General features: G+C 72.7%; 14 protein-coding genes, 1 pseudogene and 1 riboswitch. Of the genes and pseudogenes, 4 read left to right on the top strand and 11 right to left on the bottom strand.

The features are described 5' to 3' along the window. Nucleotides 1–105 precede the first annotated feature (105 nt). From HNQ01_RS16410 to HNQ01_RS16375, 8 genes are all read right to left on the bottom strand, one after another. Nucleotides 106–1,317, bottom strand: coding sequence for a hypothetical protein (locus HNQ01_RS16410; protein ID WP_173806502.1), 1,212 nt, complete (start codon nt 1,315–1,317; stop codon nt 106–108). Continuing rightward, a complete protein-coding gene (locus tag HNQ01_RS16405; RefSeq protein ID WP_173806501.1) occupies nt 1,314–2,564 on the bottom strand; it encodes a hypothetical protein in 1,251 nt (416 codons plus the stop codon). Before HNQ01_RS16405 ends, HNQ01_RS16410 begins: the two co-directional genes overlap by 4 nt. Continuing rightward, complete coding sequence (locus tag HNQ01_RS16400; RefSeq protein WP_173806500.1) at nt 2,548–3,294, bottom strand: hypothetical protein; 747 nt, start codon at nt 3,292–3,294, stop codon at nt 2,548–2,550. Before HNQ01_RS16400 ends, HNQ01_RS16405 begins: the two co-directional genes overlap by 17 nt. Next, on the bottom strand, nt 3,291–3,722 hold the full coding sequence (locus tag HNQ01_RS16395) for a type IV pilin protein (protein WP_173806543.1): 432 nt from the start codon (nt 3,720–3,722) through the stop codon (nt 3,291–3,293). The genes HNQ01_RS16400 and HNQ01_RS16395 overlap by 4 nt, the downstream gene beginning before the upstream one ends. Before the next feature lie 41 nt (nt 3,723–3,763). Next, complete coding sequence (locus HNQ01_RS16390) at nt 3,764–4,336, bottom strand: GspH/FimT family protein (protein ID WP_173806499.1); 573 nt, start codon at nt 4,334–4,336, stop codon at nt 3,764–3,766. 130 nt (nt 4,337–4,466) lie between these two features. Further along, nucleotides 4,467–4,910: a transcriptional regulator NrdR gene (gene nrdR, locus HNQ01_RS16385; protein WP_173806498.1), complete on the bottom strand. Its 444-nt coding sequence runs from the start codon at nt 4,908–4,910 to the stop codon at nt 4,467–4,469. Between the two features lie 23 nt (nt 4,911–4,933). After that, complete coding sequence (glyA, locus tag HNQ01_RS16380; protein ID WP_173806497.1) at nt 4,934–6,187, bottom strand: serine hydroxymethyltransferase; 1,254 nt, start codon at nt 6,185–6,187, stop codon at nt 4,934–4,936. A gap of 60 nt (nt 6,188–6,247) precedes the next feature. Beyond that, a riboswitch (ZMP/ZTP riboswitch) is annotated at nt 6,248–6,371 on the bottom strand. Between the two features lie 23 nt (nt 6,372–6,394). Next, nucleotides 6,395–7,273 (bottom strand): lytic transglycosylase domain-containing protein, encoded by an 879-nt coding sequence (locus tag HNQ01_RS16375; RefSeq protein WP_286180904.1) that lies wholly within the window; start codon nt 7,271–7,273, stop codon nt 6,395–6,397. A gap of 312 nt (nt 7,274–7,585) precedes the next feature. Between HNQ01_RS16375 and HNQ01_RS16370 the strand changes: the two genes are divergently transcribed. Beyond that, a complete protein-coding gene (locus HNQ01_RS16370) occupies nt 7,586–9,187 on the top strand; it encodes a UbiD family decarboxylase domain-containing protein (protein ID WP_173806495.1) in 1,602 nt (533 codons plus the stop codon). A 180-nt stretch (nt 9,188–9,367) separates the two neighbouring features. Here the strand turns inward: HNQ01_RS16370 and HNQ01_RS16365 are convergent, their stop codons facing one another. Further along, entirely contained in the window at nt 9,368–10,153 is a 786-nt protein-coding gene (locus HNQ01_RS16365; protein ID WP_353621725.1) for a YdcF family protein, read from the bottom strand. A gap of 110 nt (nt 10,154–10,263) precedes the next feature. Beyond that, complete coding sequence (pdxH, locus tag HNQ01_RS16360; RefSeq protein ID WP_173806494.1) at nt 10,264–10,902, bottom strand: pyridoxamine 5'-phosphate oxidase; 639 nt, start codon at nt 10,900–10,902, stop codon at nt 10,264–10,266. A 171-nt stretch (nt 10,903–11,073) separates the two neighbouring features. Here pdxH and HNQ01_RS16355 point away from each other — a divergent pair, with 171 nt between their 5' ends. After that, a complete protein-coding gene (locus tag HNQ01_RS16355) occupies nt 11,074–11,736 on the top strand; it encodes a nucleotidyltransferase family protein (protein WP_173806493.1) in 663 nt (220 codons plus the stop codon). Between the two features lie 39 nt (nt 11,737–11,775). Here HNQ01_RS16355 and HNQ01_RS16350 read toward each other — a convergent pair. Further along, nucleotides 11,776–12,273 (bottom strand): annotated as a pseudogene (locus HNQ01_RS16350) (gamma-glutamylcyclotransferase); the annotation flags it as partial. 121 nt (nt 12,274–12,394) lie between these two features. On the opposite strand from HNQ01_RS16350, the gene HNQ01_RS16345 reads away from it, so the two are divergent. Together HNQ01_RS16345 and edd are read left to right on the top strand one after the other, a co-directional pair. Then, entirely contained in the window at nt 12,395–12,916 is a 522-nt protein-coding gene (locus HNQ01_RS16345) for an OmpA family protein (protein WP_173806492.1), read from the top strand. A 167-nt stretch (nt 12,917–13,083) separates the two neighbouring features. After that, nucleotides 13,084–14,913 (top strand): phosphogluconate dehydratase, encoded by a 1,830-nt coding sequence (edd, locus tag HNQ01_RS16340; RefSeq protein WP_173806491.1) that lies wholly within the window; start codon nt 13,084–13,086, stop codon nt 14,911–14,913. Nucleotides 14,914–14,943 lie beyond the last annotated feature (30 nt).

Below are 14,943 nucleotides of genomic sequence, written 5' to 3'. Positions count from 1 at the left end.
CTGCGCCAGCGGGGCGGGGCGGAGATCGTCCGGGGTGTCGTCGAGGGCGTGCATGCCCGGATTGTGCATCGCGTCATCGGCGTCCGGGCAGGGCACGAGCGGCTGTCAGGGCTGGTGCGCGACCGTGCTGTCGTCGACCGGATCCGGCCAGGGCCAGGGGCCGGTGTCGACCGGGCAGCGTGCGCTGGCGCGGATGACCAGGAAGTTCTGCGCGGCCAGCGGCAGCGTCACCGCGATGTGGGTGGCCGGATGCTCGGCCGCGTCGATGCGGCCGTTGCCGTCCTGGTCGGCGCTGTAGCGGCAGATCCGGAAGCGCCCGGTCGCGCCGGTGGTGGCGCCGCTGTCGGCCAGCAGCCAGCCCGAGGGCACCAGGTCGAGCCGGCCCGACCAGCGCGGCAGTCCGCCCGAGGCCGGCGCGACCGGCTGGATGACGCAGTGGTAGGCGATCGAGGTGCGCGTGCTGCCGGTCGTGCCGCCGTCCGGGCCGTCGTGCACGCATTCCCAGGCCGGCGACGGGTGGCCGGTGGTGCTCAGCGTCAGCTTCAGCCCCAGAGGCATCACCGGCGAGGCGGGCTGCTCGGCCTGGGCCTCGCCGACCGTGTCGGTGTCGGTGGCGAAGCGCACATGGCCCGACAGCAGCAGGCCTGACAGCAGCTTGCAGCTGCCGAGGCTGCCGGCATCGAGGCGCTCGGTCGTGCCCGCGGCCGGCACGGGCTTGTCGCAGCGCAGCGTCGCGGCGGCGCTGGCGCTGTCGAAGACCCAGATCAGCGTCGCGTCCGGCCGGGCGCGCCAGGCGTGTCGGCCGTCGCCGAGGTCCTGGCTGCCGGGCGGCAGGCGGGCGGAGGGCGCCGGCCGGCCCAGGCCGACGCTGCGGCCCGAGGCATCGAGGCGCGCAAGCCGGGTCGCGGCCGACAGCCGGGCGTCCAGCCGCGCCGACAGGCTGCCGATCTCGACCGACTGCGGCTGGCCGGCCCGGTCGGTCCAGCCGACGCGGCTGGTCTGGCCGAGCAGCCGGGCCGCCGGACCGTCGGCCAGCTCGCGGTCCAGCAGGTAGAGCGTGCCGTCGAGGGCGTCGGGCAGCGGCCGCCGCTGCACCGGCTCGGGCCGGCTGTCCTGGCCGCGCAGCTGCTCCAGGTCGTCGGCGGCGCGGCGCAGCGCCTCGTCGTGCTGGCGCAGCCGGTCCTCGTCCAGGCGCAGCCCGGCCTGCAGCCGCAGCATCGACAGGCTGCCGATCGCCAGCAGCAGCAGCGCCACCAGCAGCTCGGCCATCGCCAGTCCCGGGGCGCGTCGCGCGGCGGTCTGCGGGCGGCGGTTCATGGGTTCACCGGGTCGAACCAGCTGCCCGGCACCATCACCAGCGCGCCGCCCAGCGGCGCCAGCCGGGCCAGCAGCAGCCGGTCGTGGCGCAGCTCCAGCGCGCCGGCCAGCCGGGCCGCGCCGAGCGAGACCAGCGCACCGCGCAGCCGGGCCGGCGTGGCACCCGCTCCGGCCGGCGCCAGATCGACCTGGGCGCCGATCAGCAGGCCGTCGGCCCGGAAGCTCTCGCGCGCGAGCAGCCGGCCCGACACCGCCAGCAGCACCGGCTGGTCCGCCCGGCCCCAGTCGCGCCCGCCCAGGTCGAGGTCGCCGTCGAGCCACAGCGCCTGCGAGCCCTGGGCGATGCGCGCGGCCACCGCCTGCGCATCGCAGAGGCCGGCGCAGTCGATGCGCTCCCAGCCGGGCAGGTCCGCACCCTGCGGAGGCAGGCCGAGCAGTTCGCGCCACAGCGCCGGCGCGCCGCCCTGGGCCAGTCTCGGATCGCCGGCCTGGCACAGGGCCTCGGCGGGCGTGCCGGGCGGGCCGAGGGTCTGTGCCGGCGCGATCCGGTCGATCCGGCCGCCGCTGCGCACCGCCGCGCCGGCGCCGGCCGGATCGGTGCGGGCCAGCAGGACGCTGCCCTCGAGGCGCACGTCGGCGACCGCGGTCAGCGCCGCCTCGGGCGGGCGAAGCGTGCTGCCGGCGCGCGCCAGCACGATCTCGATGCGATGGCGGGCCTCGGGTTCGCGCCCGCCGGGGTCGCCGCAGCCGGGGCCGCGGCCGGCGCAGCCCTCGGCGCGCAGCCGCCACTGCGACGGCGTGTCGCCCGGCGCCAGCGTCAGGCCGAAGGCCGGGTGCAGCAGGCCGTCCTGCGGTGCGGCCGGGCGGCCGGCCGCGCCGTCCGGGCAGTCGCAGTGCCAGCGTGCCGCGGCCCGTTCGCAGGCCGGCTGCAGCGCCGCCTGTTCGGCCGCCGTGCCTGCCAGCCAGCGGGCGCGCAGCGAGCGCAGGCCCGGGCCGGGTGGAGCGCAGCGGGCGTCGACCGGGCGCGGATCGTTCAGCATCGCCAGCGCCCAGGCCAGGCCGGACTCGGCCGCCTCGCGGGCCTGGACCTGCTGCAGCCGCGCCGCCCCGGCCCGCTGCTCGACGAACTGCGCGCCGTGGCTGGCCAGCAGCGCCAGATGCGCCCCGAGCAGCAGCACGACCACCAGCGCGACCGCGCCGAGACCGCGCTGGGCCCGGGCACGCGGCCGTTCAGCCCGGGCAGACACCGCGGACCTCGTCGTTGCGCACCCGGCTGGAGAGCTCGATGCGGCGCGTGCGGGTGGCGTCGCGCGGGTCGGCGGCCTCGAGCAGCAGCCGGACCTGGCGCGACAGCCTCCGCGGCGGGCAGTCGCCGCCGGCGGCCGCGTCGCAGCGCTCGAGCGCGCACAGCGCCGCCAGCGACTGCTCGCGCTCGTCGACCTGCAGCGCCAGCCGCAGCACGCGCAGCCGGGTCGGATCGCTCAGCGGCTGCCAGGCGTCGCGCGCCGACGGGGCCAGCGCGCTGCCGGACACCCGCCAGGACAGCACGCCGGTGGCTGTATCCAGGCGCAGGCCGAAGCGCTCGGTGCCGGCGACCTGATCGTCCTCGCTGTCGTCCCGGCTGTAGGCGTGGCCGATCGCGCTGCCGTCGGCCGCGAGGCTCAGGCCGTCGTACGGATTGGCGGGCACCGGCTCGCCGCGCGCCGCCCGATCGGCGGCCAGGCCGGCGTGGCCCCAGTAGCCGCTGCGCCGCAGGTCGCGTGCCAGCAGGTCGGCCACCGCGAGCAGGTCCTGGCGCAGCCGGCGGTCGGCCTGCAGGCGCTGCTGCTCGTCGATCTGCGCGAGCACGAACTGCAGCGCCGCCGCCGCCAGCCCGAGCGCCAGCGCGGCGGCCAGCAGCAGCTCGAGCAGCGCCAGCCCGTGTGCCGGGCCCGGTCTGCGCGGCCTCGGCCGGTTCCGGGGCAGGGCGCCGCTCATGGCCGCCAGCAGTCGCGGTTGCGCGCGGCATCGTTGTCGAGCCGGGCATCGGGGCCGGAGCGCGGCCGCAGCGCTCCGGCGGCGTACTCGATCGCCAGCCAGCGGCAGTCGGTGTCTCCGGCCTGGTCGCCCAGCGCGCTGGCGGTGGCACGAAAGGCGCTGGCCGGGTCGTCGATGCCGGCGTCGAGCGCCAGCGCGTAATGCCCGGCCGGGCTGCGCGTCGGCAGCGCCAGGCCGTCGGCGCCCAGCGAGCCGGCATGCTCGGCATGCCGCGAGCGCCAGCGCGACTGCGCGAGCTCGATCTGCGCCAGCGCCGCGAAGGCGTCGGCGCGGCGCGCCCGCCGCACCTGCTGCTGCCAGCTCGGCAGCGCCAGCACCAGCAGCAGGCCGACGAGCAGCATCACCACGCAGAGCTCGATCAGCGTCATGCCGCGAGGGCGGCGTGGGGGGCGTGGCGGGCGCGCTCGGCTCAGCATGCCGGCACCCCGGGCACCGGAGCGGCCGGCGCGCAGACCCGGATGCGGCCGAGCAGGCTGACGACATGGCGCAGCCGCTGGGTCGAGTCCTCGCTGGCGATCTCGATCGTCGCGGTCGGCGTCAGCGTGCCGTGACGAGGCTCCAGCCTGAGGCTGGCGGCATTGCTCTGCAGGCGCAGGCGCTGGCTGCGCGGCAGCAGCGCGGCCTGCAGCAGCGTCACGCCGGTGCGGCATTCGGTCAGCGGCTGCAGGCGCGCATCGGCCTGGCAGCGGCAGTCGCCGGCCTCGCCGTCGTGGATCATCCGGCAGCTGCCTTCGGGCAGGTCCTGCAGGCTCAGCCGCAGCGCCCGGTGGCGCGAGATTGCGCTGGTGCGCAGCAGCTGCAGGTCCGAGATCAGCTGCGACGAGGCGCCCTCGAGGCGGCGGCGCTGCAGCAGCGCGCCCAGCGCCGGCAGCGCCGCGCCGGCCAGCAGCGCAAGCAGCGTCAGCGTGACCAGCAGCTCGACCAGCGTCAGCCCGCGCAACCGGGCGGGCTGGCGTTTGCGGGGGTGACGGCGAGCACGCATCGCGGACCTCCTGACGGCAAGGACACGGGCACAGGAGGCCAGTGTCTGCAGGCAGGCGCCCGCGCGGCATCCCTCCATGGAGGGACGTCAGGGGGAGGCGAGGGGGGATGCGGAGGCGATCCGCGCTGGATCAGATCTCGCGGATCAGCTGGCTGAACGCGTCGACATCCTCGAACTGGCGGTAGACCGAGGCGTAGCGCACGTAGGCGACCTTGTCGAGGCGCTTGAGCTCGCGCATCACCAGCTCGCCGATCTGCGAGGTGCCGACCTCGCTCTCGCCGCTGGTGAACAGGGTGTTCTCGATGCGGGCGATCGCCGCGTCGAGCAGGTCGACGCTGACATTGCGCTTGCGCAGGGCCAGCGTCATCGACGCGCGCAGCTTGGCGCGGTCGAACTCGCTGCGTGCCCCGTTCTTCTTCACCACCGCCGGCATCGCCAGCTCGGCGCGCTCGTAGGTGGTGAAGCGCTTGTCGCAGCCGCTGCAGCGCCGCCGCCGGCGCATCGCGTCACCCTCGTCGGACGCGCGGGTCTCGACGACGGTGGTTTCCTGGTGACCGCAGTAGGGGCAGCGCATCGGGAGGGCGTCGCCGCCCGGCCTCAGCCGCGGTAGACGGGGAAGTCGCGGGTCAGCTGCGCGACCTGCGCCTTGACGCGCTCGATGACGGCCTCGTCGTTCGGGGCTTCCAGCACGTCGGCGATCAGGTTGGCGACCAGGCGGGCCTGGTCCTCCTTGAAGCCGCGGGTGGTCAGGGCCGGCGAGCCCAGGCGGATGCCGCTGGTGACCATCGGCTTCTGCGGGTCGTTCGGGATGCCGTTCTTGTTGCAGGTCATGTGGGCACGGCCCAGCAGCGCCTCGGCTTCCTTGCCGGTCAGGCCCTTCGGACGCAGGTCGACCAGCATGACGTGGCTCTCGGTGCGGCCGCTGACGATGCGCAGGCCGCGCTGGGTCAGCGTCTCGGCCATCACGGCGGCGTTCCTGACCACCTGCTCCTGGTAGGCCTTGAACTCGGGCGACAGGGCTTCCTTCAGCGCCACGGCCTTGGCCGCGATGACGTGCATCAGCGGGCCGCCCTGGATGCCGGGGAAGATCGCCGAGTTGATCTTCTTGGCGACGGCCTCGTCGTTCATCAGGATCAGGCCGCCGCGCGGGCCGCGCAGCGTCTTGTGCGTGGTCGTGGTGACGACGTCGGCGTGCGGCACCGGGTTCGGGTAGACGCCCGCGGCGATCAGGCCGGCGTAGTGCGCCATGTCGACCCAGAGGTAGGCGCCGACGGCCTTGGCCACCTTGGCGAAGCGCTCGAAGTCGATGCGCAGCGCGAACGCCGACGCGCCCGCGATGATCAGCTTCGGCTTGTGCTCGTGCGCCATGCGCTCCATCGCGTCGTAGTCGATGTCCTCGGCGGCGTTCAGGCCGTAGGAGACGACCTTGAACCACTTGCCCGACATGTTCAGCGGCATGCCGTGGGTCAGGTGGCCGCCTTCGGCCAGGCTCATGCCCATGATGGTGTCGCCCGGCTGCAGCAGGCCGAAGTAGACGGCCTGGTTGGCCTGCGAGCCGGAGTTCGGCTGCACGTTGGCGAAGCTGGCGCCGAACAGTTCCTTGGCACGGTCGATGGCGATCTGCTCGACGACGTCGACATGCTCGCAGCCGCCGTAGTAGCGCTTGCCGGGGTAGCCTTCGGCGTACTTGTTGGTGAGCTGCGAGCCCTGGGCGGCCATGACGGCCGGCGAGGTGTAGTTCTCGCTGGCGATCAGCTCGATGTGGTCTTCCTGGCGATGGACCTCGGCCTCGATCGCGGCGGTGATCTCGGGGTCGATGGCGGCCAGGGTGTGGGTGGCGCGGTCAAACATGATGCGGCAGTCCTGTCGGGAGGTTCTGGACCCGGCGGCGATTCCTCGCGGATCGACGGCACGGGCTGCCCAGGCGCACGGCAAGAAACCGCCGCAAGCCGATGCGCCTGCGGCGACCACGCTCCCCGGTGGTTGCCCACCTCGGCCCCGATCGAGGCCTTGAACGCCAGTTGCGTGGTCGGGCGAGTTTACAGGAAGCGCACGCGCTCAGTAGCCCAGCGACGCCACGCGGTTGCCATGGGCTCCCGCGCCGGGCGCCGGGCTGACCGGCGACATCGGCCCGCCCGCGGGCGGGGCGTCGGGCGGCGCCACCGGCGGCACCGGCAGGCGTGCCGTCACCGGCACCGAGCGGCCGTGCAGCAGCTGCTGCATGAACTCCTGCTCGGCCAGCACCTTGAAGGCGTAGCCGCCGTCGCTGGCCAGATTGGCCGCGCCGACGTAGTAGCGCAGGCCGCCCTCGACCGAGCCGGCCCGGGCGATGCAGTCCTTGAGCACCTGCACGCCGACGCGCAGGTTGGTCAGCGGATCGAAGGCCGCGTGGTTGCCGCCGAAGGCGACGTACTTGTCGTCATGGACCTTCGTCAGCACCTGCATCAGGCCCTGCGCGCCGACCGAGCTCTGCGCGAACGGGTTGAACGAGGACTCGATCGCGACGATGGCCAGGATCAGCGTCGGCTCGAGACCGACGCGCCGGCCCAGCGACCAGGCCTCCTGGACCAGCCGGCCGACCGGCTCGGGCGCGACCTTGTAGCGGCGCGCCAGCCATTGCGCGACCACCGCCTGCTGGCGGTTGAGCTCGCTCGGGTCGACCGCGGTGGCGCGGTCGACCGCCGACGCGTCGCCCGGACCGAGCAGGTCCGAGGTCTCGAGCGTGTCGGCGCTGTCGGCCGTGCGGGCCTCCTGGCGCGCGACGAGCCAGTCCAGCGCGCGCTCCTCGAGCGCGCCGCGGACATCGGCGCGACCGCCGATGACGAAGGTGGTGCTCAGCACCGCCAGACCGATGACGGCCAGGCTGCTGTGGCTCACGGCCAGCAGGCCGTGTCCGAGATCGGAGAAGAACACCCGCACCGACAGCAGGGCTGCCATGCGCACGCGTGTCCACGATCGGGGTGCAGTCATGCAACTCCTTTCGCTATCACTGCAGGCGCCGTGTGGCCATGGGCAGGCGCCTCGATAATTCCCGTCGTCACCGCGGCAGGATGCTGCTCTTCGCAGTTCCTGCACACCGGGCCGCTCTGGTGGCGGCCGCCCTCCCTTGTCCTGACGGGTTCGAATAAGGGGCTGCTGCGCGATGGTCGCGGCAGGCCACGAGCCCCTGTGTTACGAAACGGCCGGATTCTAGAAGTCGTCCAAATAACCGGTCAACAATAAAAGAGTCACCAATCAGACACAAAAAGCATGAAATACCGAGACCTCCGAGACTTCCTGGCCGCCTTGCGGGCCCGGGGCGAGCTTCTTGAAGTGAAAGAGCCCGTCTCGACCGATCTGGAAATGACCTGGCTGTCCGATCGCACGCTTCGGGCGGGCGGGCCGGCTCTGCTGTTCACCCATCCGGTGCGTGGAAGTGAAAAATTCACGATACCTGCAGTTACCAATCTCTTCGGCACGCCGGGGCGTGTCGCGCTGGGCATGGGCGCCGAAAGCGTCTCGGCGCTGCGCGACATCGGCGAGCTGCTGGCGCGGCTGAAGGAGCCCGAGCCCCCGAAGGGGCTGCAGGACGCCGGCCAGCTGTGGCAGATGGCACGCACGCTGTGGGACATGAAGCCCTCGGTGGTGCGCCGGCCGGCCTGCCAGGAGCGGGTGATCGAGGGGCCGGACGTCGACCTGGGCCGGCTGCCGGTGCAGCATTGCTGGCCGGGCGACGTGGCGCCGCTGATCACCTGGGGGCTGGTGGTGACGCGCGGACCGCAATCGGTTGCGCGGCCGCGCCGGCGCCAGAACCTCGGCATCTACCGCCAGCAGGTGATCGGACGTCGCCAGGTCATCATGCGCTGGCTGGCCCATCGCGGCGGTGCGTTGGATTTCCGCGAATTCGTTCATGCAAATCGTGGAAAGCCCTTTCCGATCGTGGTGGCTTTGGGCGCCGATCCGGCGACGATCCTCGGCGCGGTGACGCCGGTGCCCGACAGCCTGTCGGAGTACCAGTTCGCCGGCCTGCTGCGTGGCGGCCGCACCGAGCTGGCCGACAGCCAGGTGGGCGAGGGCGGCCTGATGCTGCAGGTGCCGGCCAGCGCCGAGATCGTGCTGGAGGGCCACATCCCGCCGGCCGAGCCCGGCTTCGAGGGCGTCAGCGAGCACGGCGTGCGGCTGAAGGAGAAGGACGGCTACCTGCACGCGCTGGAAGGCCCCTACGGCGACCACACCGGCTACTACAACGAGCAGGACTGGTTCCCGGTGTTCGAGATCTCGCGCCTGACGATGCGCCAGGACGCGATCTACCACTCGACCTACACCGGCAAGCCGCCCGACGAGCCGGCGGTGCTGGGGGTGGCGCTCAACGAGGTCTTCGTGCCGATCCTGAAGAAGCAGTTTCCGGAGATCGTCGACTTCTATCTGCCGCCGGAGGGCTGCAGCTACCGCATGGCGGTCATCAGCATGAGGAAGGCCTATCCGGGCCACGCCAAGCGGCTGATGTTCGGCCTGTGGAGCTTCCTGCGCCAGTTCATGTACACCAAGTTCATCGTGGTGGTGGACGACGACGTCGACATCCGCAGCTGGCAGGAGGTGATCTGGGCGATCACCACCCGCATGGATCCGGTGCGCGACACCACGCTGGTCGAGCACACGCCGATCGACTACCTCGACTTCGCCTCGCCGGTGTCGGGCCTGGGCGGCAAGATGGGGCTGGACGCGACCAACAAGTGGCCCGGCGAGACCGACCGCGAGTGGGGGCGCACGATCGAGATGGACCATGCGGTGGCCACCCGCATGGAGGCGATGTGGTCGCGGCTGTTCGAGCCGAAGCCGGGGGGGCTTGCCAGCGGCAGATCCGGGGCGTAATCTTTGGCCGTCCGCATCAGGCGGACGCCCTGAAGCCGGATCATTGTGGTCCGGAAGGAGGCGTGGACTCTTCCCCTCCGCGTTCTCCGCAGGCGATCAGATGACGATCGCCACCACCCGCCCGACGGCCTGCGCCTCGGGCGGGTTTCTGTCCGGGCCTCCCGTCCGGTGTCCGGCCGCTCAGTTCCCGGTGATCAGCCCGAGCACCTCGTGCAGCGCGTCGTGCACCAGCCGGTAGCCGTACGAGCTCGGGATCCAGTCCAGCAGGCCCGACTCGTCGTTCGTCACGAAGCCCACCGGCGCGGCGACGATCGAGATCTGCCGTCCGGCGGCATCGCGGAAGGCGCGCATCGCGCGTGGCATGTGGCTGGCGTGCGTCACCAGGATGATGCGGCGCACGCCGTCGGCCTGGAGCATCGGCACCAGCCGCTCGGCGTTCTCTCGGGTGTCGCGCGAGCGCGATTCGGTCCAGCGCAGCCGGCTGCCGTAGTCGTCCATCAGGATGCGTGCGGCGGTCTCGGCCTCGGTGGTCTCGCCGGACTGGCCCCAGCCCACGCCGCCGCTGTAGGCCAGAGGCTGCCCGGTGCGCCGCGCCAGCCAGACACCGTAGTGCAGCCGCACCATCGCCTGCTGCGTCAGCATCGAGCTGCCGTATTCCGGCGAGAGGCGATGGCGGCCGGCGCCGAGCACGACGATCGCGGTCGGCGGCGTGCCGGGCGCGCGCATCAGCGCGCGGATCTCCGGCGCGCTCAGCGCCGAGGGCGGGCGCAGCACATGGTCCTGCAGCCACTGCGCGCTGCCGCTGCAGCACATCAGCCACAGCCCGAGCGTGGCCAGCGAGATCATCAGCCGGCCGGCCCAGCGGCGCCAGCGCAATGCCCACAACCCCGCCGGGATCATCAGCAGCAGGCTGGCCGGGGGCTGGATCAGCGCGGAGAGGGTCGGTTTCCAGGAAGGGTCGAGCACGGGCGAGAGGCGAGAGCGCAGGTCTGGTAACGCTGCGATTCTCGGTGCCCGGCCTCCTTCAGGTTTCGGAAATCATCATTTGATAACAAGGCTTGCGCGAAATATTCACTTCATGGCGCCAGGCGCAGGCGCTGCCAGGTGCCGGTGGCGTCGCGCTGGTAGACCAGCCGGTCGTGCAGGCGCGACTTGCGGCCCTGCCAGAACTCCCATCGGTCCGGATCGAGGCGGAAGCCGCCCCAGTGCGGCGGACGGGGCGGGTTCAGGCCATGACGCGCGGCCGCCCTGGCCGCATTGGCGACGAGGGTGGCGCGCGACTCGATCGGCTGGCTCTGCGGCGAGGCCCAGGCGCCCAGACGCGAATCCAGCGGGCGCGAGGCGTAGTAGGCGTCCGACTCGGCCTCGGTCACCCGCTCGACCCGGCCCTCGATGCGCACCACCCGCTCCATCTCGACCCAGTGGAACTGCAGCGCGGCCCAGGGGTGGGTGGCGAGCTCGCGGCCCTTGCGGCTGTCGTAGTTGGTGTACCAGACCAGACCGCGGGCGTCGTAGTCCTTGATCAGCACGATGCGGGTCGACGGGCGGCCGTCCGCGCCGACGGTGGCCAGCGTCATCGCGTTCGGCTCGGGCACGCCGGCGTCGAGCGCCGCGTGCAGCCACTGCTCGAACTGCTGCAGCGGCTCGGAATGGGCCTGGGCCTCCTCGAGCTCGCCGCTCTCGTAACTCTTGCGCAGGTGGGCGATGTCCTTCATGGCGCCAGTATGCGCCATCGTGGAGCGCCTTCCGCCCCGATCCCGGGCGGGTCGCGGCGGCGCTAGTGATCTTCCTTAAGTGAAGGCACCACTTCCTTGCGCGGCGCTTGTCGGTTTCGATAGCGGCATGATCGCAGTGCAGCATTCCAGAGGCGCGGGGGAGGGGGTGGCATGAGCCCGACGCGCACGCTTCCGACGGTGGTGGTGGTCGCGGCCGGGGCCGGACGTCGCTTCGGCACGACAGCGCCGAAGCTGGCCGCGCCCCTGGGGGACTCCAGCGTGCTGGCGCACACGCTGCAGTCGGTGCTGGCCTCGGGGCTGCCGCTGGTGGTGGTGACGGTGGCGCCGCTGGTCGGCCTGGTGCGCGAGGTGGTGGCCTCGCGCGACATCGTGCTGCTGCCGCCGGTCGGCTCGGCCAGCCGCGAGCCGCTGGGCGTGGGCTACTCGATCGCGGCCGGCGTGTGTGCGCGGGCGCAGTCCTGCGGCTGGCTGGTGCTGCCCGGCGACATGCCGCGGGTGCGTCCGCAGACGCTGCAGGCGGTGGCGCGCGCGGTCTGCCTGGGGGCTGCGCCGATCGTCTGCGCGCAGCATGGCGGCCGCGCCGGCCATCCGGTCGGCCTGTCGGCCGAGCTGTACAACGAGCTTTCGCGCCTGAGCGGCGACCAGGGGCTGCGCCGCGTGCTGGCGCGCTACCCTTCAGTGCCGGTCGAGACCGGCGACGCCGGCGTGCTGGTCGACATCGACACGCAGGCCGACCTCGAGCGGCTGATCGAGGCCGAGCCGGCGCTCGCGGTCCGTCAGCCCATGCCGTTCGGCCAGGTCGACCAGGCGTGAGACCTCGGCATCGCGGATGCCGAGCTGCTCGAGGCGCGCGGCGGTGCGCAGCAGGTAGTCGAGCGTGCTGCCGTAGCGGCCCCGGGCCTGGCGCAGCACCTGCAGCAGCGCGGCGTCGTCCAGCCGGCCGACATGGCTGGGATGCGCGGGCGACAGCGTGAAGGCCAGCGCCGGCAGCCGCCCCCGCGGCGTGTGGCAGTCGATCCAGCGTGGCCGGTAGACGCCGCCGCCGGGCATCTCGCGCTCCCACAGCGCGTCGAGCGTCGCATGGGCGCGCGCGTCGTGTTCGCGGTGCAGCTCGCCCCGGCACGAGCCGCCGGGCAGCAGCGCGAAGACCAGCCCCGGGCACTGCGGCGTGCCGCGGTTGACGCGCGAGCGCATCCGCAGTGCCCGGTGCCATCCATGCACCCGCGCCGGCAGGCATTCGGCCGGCGCGAAGGCCGGCCGCCACAGCAGCGAGCCATAGCCGAAGACCTGCAGGCCGGTGCCGCCGGCGAGCAGCCGCTCGAGATCGTCATGGATGCGCGCGAGGTCCATCACCGCAGTGTCGGTGCAGTGGTGCTGTCGCCACAAGAGCGCGACGGCCCCTCCCAAAGTCAAGAATGCGTGATGTTTGTCACCGTAAACTGCCGCGTTCATCAACATGAGGAGGTTCGAAATGAGTGACGACGATCGCGACGACAGCCGCAAGGTGGGTCTGTGGGTGGTGTTCGCCAGCGTGGCGGTGCTGCTGCTGGGCGTGCTGGGCTTTGCGGTGACGCGCACCCTGAAGGGCCCGTCGGCTCCGGCGGCGCAGACCGCGGCGGCCGCGGCCTCGACCGGCGAGACCGATGTGCTGGTCGACCTGAACCCGACCGGCCCGGCGCTGGCGGTGCTGTATTTCGAGACCGGCTCGGCCGAGGTGTCGCCGCAGGATGCGGGCGCGCTGGCCGAGGTGGTCAAGGCGCTGGCCGGCGACGGCAGCAAGCGCGTGCTGCTGTCGGGCTATCACGATTCCACCGGCGACCCGGCGAAGAACGCCGAGCTGGCCAAGCAGCGCGCCAAGGCCGTGCGTGCGGCACTGATCGTCGGCGGCGTGCCGCTGCAGCAGGTGCTGCTGCGCAAGCCGGAAAGCACCACCGGCAGCGGCACCGACCGCGAGGCCCGTCGCGTCGAGATCCGCATCGTTGACGCGCCCTGAGCGTCGGCCGGCCCGCGAGGGCTGGCGCTTGCGCAGGCCCGGGCCGCGATCGTCGCGGCGCCGGGCCTTTTTCTTGCGTGGGCTCCTGGCGAATGATTTGACGATGTAACCCGGTTACGCTGTAATCATCCGAAAGTTTCACGGCCGTTCCAGGCCAGCCCAACGCCATGAAATCCCAGATCGCCGACATCACCGCCCGCATCCGCGAACGCAGCCAGCCGCTGCGCCAGGCCTATCTGGCGCGCACGCGTGCCATCGCTGCGCGCCCGCGCGGGGCCGACCGGATGGGCTGCGCCAACGTGGCCCACGCCTTCGCGGCGCTGCCGGGCTCGGACAAGTTCCGCGTCGTGGCCGAGAAGGCACCCAACATCGGCATCATCACCGCCTACAACGACATGCTGTCGGCGCACCAGCCCTACGAGGGCTTTCCGGCGGTGATCCGCGACGAGGCGCGCCGCCTCGGCGCCACGGTGCAGGTCGCCGGCGGCGTGCCGGCGATGTGCGACGGCGTCACCCAGGGCCTGCCGGGCATGGAGCTGAGCCTGTTCTCGCGCGACACCATCGCCATGGCCACCGCGGTGGGCCTGACGCACGACGTGTTCGACGCCGCGCTGCTGCTCGGCGTGTGCGACAAGATCGTGCCGGGCCTCTTGATCGGTGCGCTGCACTTCGGTCATCTGCCCTGCGTGTTCGTGCCGGCCGGGCCGATGTCGACCGGCCTGTCCAACAGCGAGAAGTCCAAGGTGCGCGAGCAGTTCGCGCAGGGCCTGGTCGGGCGCGACAAGCTGCTGGAGGCCGAGTCCGCCGCCTACCATGGCGCCGGCACCTGCACCTTCTACGGCACCGCCAACTCCAACCAGATGCTGCTGGAGGCGATGGGCCTGCATGTGCCGGGCGCCGCCTTCATCCACCCGCACGAGGGCCTGCGCGAGGAACTCACCCGCGAGGCGGTGCGCAACGTGCTGGCCATCCGCAAGGGCGGCGCGCGCTACACCCCGATCGGCGAGCTGGTCGACGAGCGCTGCATCGTCAACGCGATGGTGGCGCTCCTGGCTACCGGCGGCTCGACCAACCACCTGATCCACTGGGTGGCGGTGGCGCGCTCGGCCGGCATCCTCATCGACTGGACCGACTTCTCCGAGCTGTCGGCCGCGACACCGCTGCTGGCGCGGGTCTATCCGAACGGCAAGGCCGACGTGAACCAGTTCCAGGCCGCGGGCGGCCCCGGCTTCGTGCTGCGCGAGCTGCTCGACTCGGGCTGCCTGCACGGTGACGTGATGACGGTGGCCGAGGGCGGCATGGCCGCCTACGGCCGCGTGCCCGTGCTGGCGGCTCAGGGCGCGGACGGCCTGCTCGCCTGGCGCGACCTGCCGGCCACCCCGATCGACGACCAGATCGTGCGCACCGCCGCCGAGCCCTTCGGCGAGAGCGGCGGCCTGAAGCTGCTGGCCGGCAACCTCGGCCGCGGCGTCATGAAGGTCAGCGCCGTGCCCGAGGACCGCCACGTCGTCGAGGCGCCGGCCATCGTCTTCGACAGCCAGGAGGCGCTGCAGCAGGCCTTCAAGCGCGGCGAACTCGAGCGCGACTTCGTCGCCGTCGTGCGCTTCCAGGGCCCGCGCGCCAACGGCATGCCCGAGCTGCACAAGCTCACGCCGCCGCTGGCGGTGCTGCAGGACAAGGGCTTCCGCGTCGCGCTGGTGACCGACGGGCGCATGAGCGGCGCCTCCGGCAAGGTGCCCGCGGCGATCCACGTCAGCCCCGAGGTGCTCGGCGGCGGCCCGCTGGGCAAGGTGCGCAGCGGCGACCTCGTCCGCGTCGACGCGGTGGCCGGCACGCTCGATGCCCTGGTGGGCGCCGACGAATGGGCCGCGCGCACCATCGAGGATCGCCCGGCCGACCTGGCCGACGACGCCGCGCACGGCCTGGGCCGCGAACTCTTCGGCGGCATGCGCCGCAACGTGCTGAGCGCCGAGGAAGGCGCCGTCACCTGGCTCTGACCGGGCCTTGAACCCTCACGAATCGCGAGT

The organism is Sphaerotilus uruguayifluvii (genome assembly GCF_013294065.1).
In the GTDB taxonomy this organism is placed as follows: domain Bacteria; phylum Pseudomonadota; class Gammaproteobacteria; order Burkholderiales; family Burkholderiaceae_C; genus Sphaerotilus; species Sphaerotilus uruguayifluvii.
This window is presented reverse-complemented; position numbering and strand designations above follow the sequence as displayed.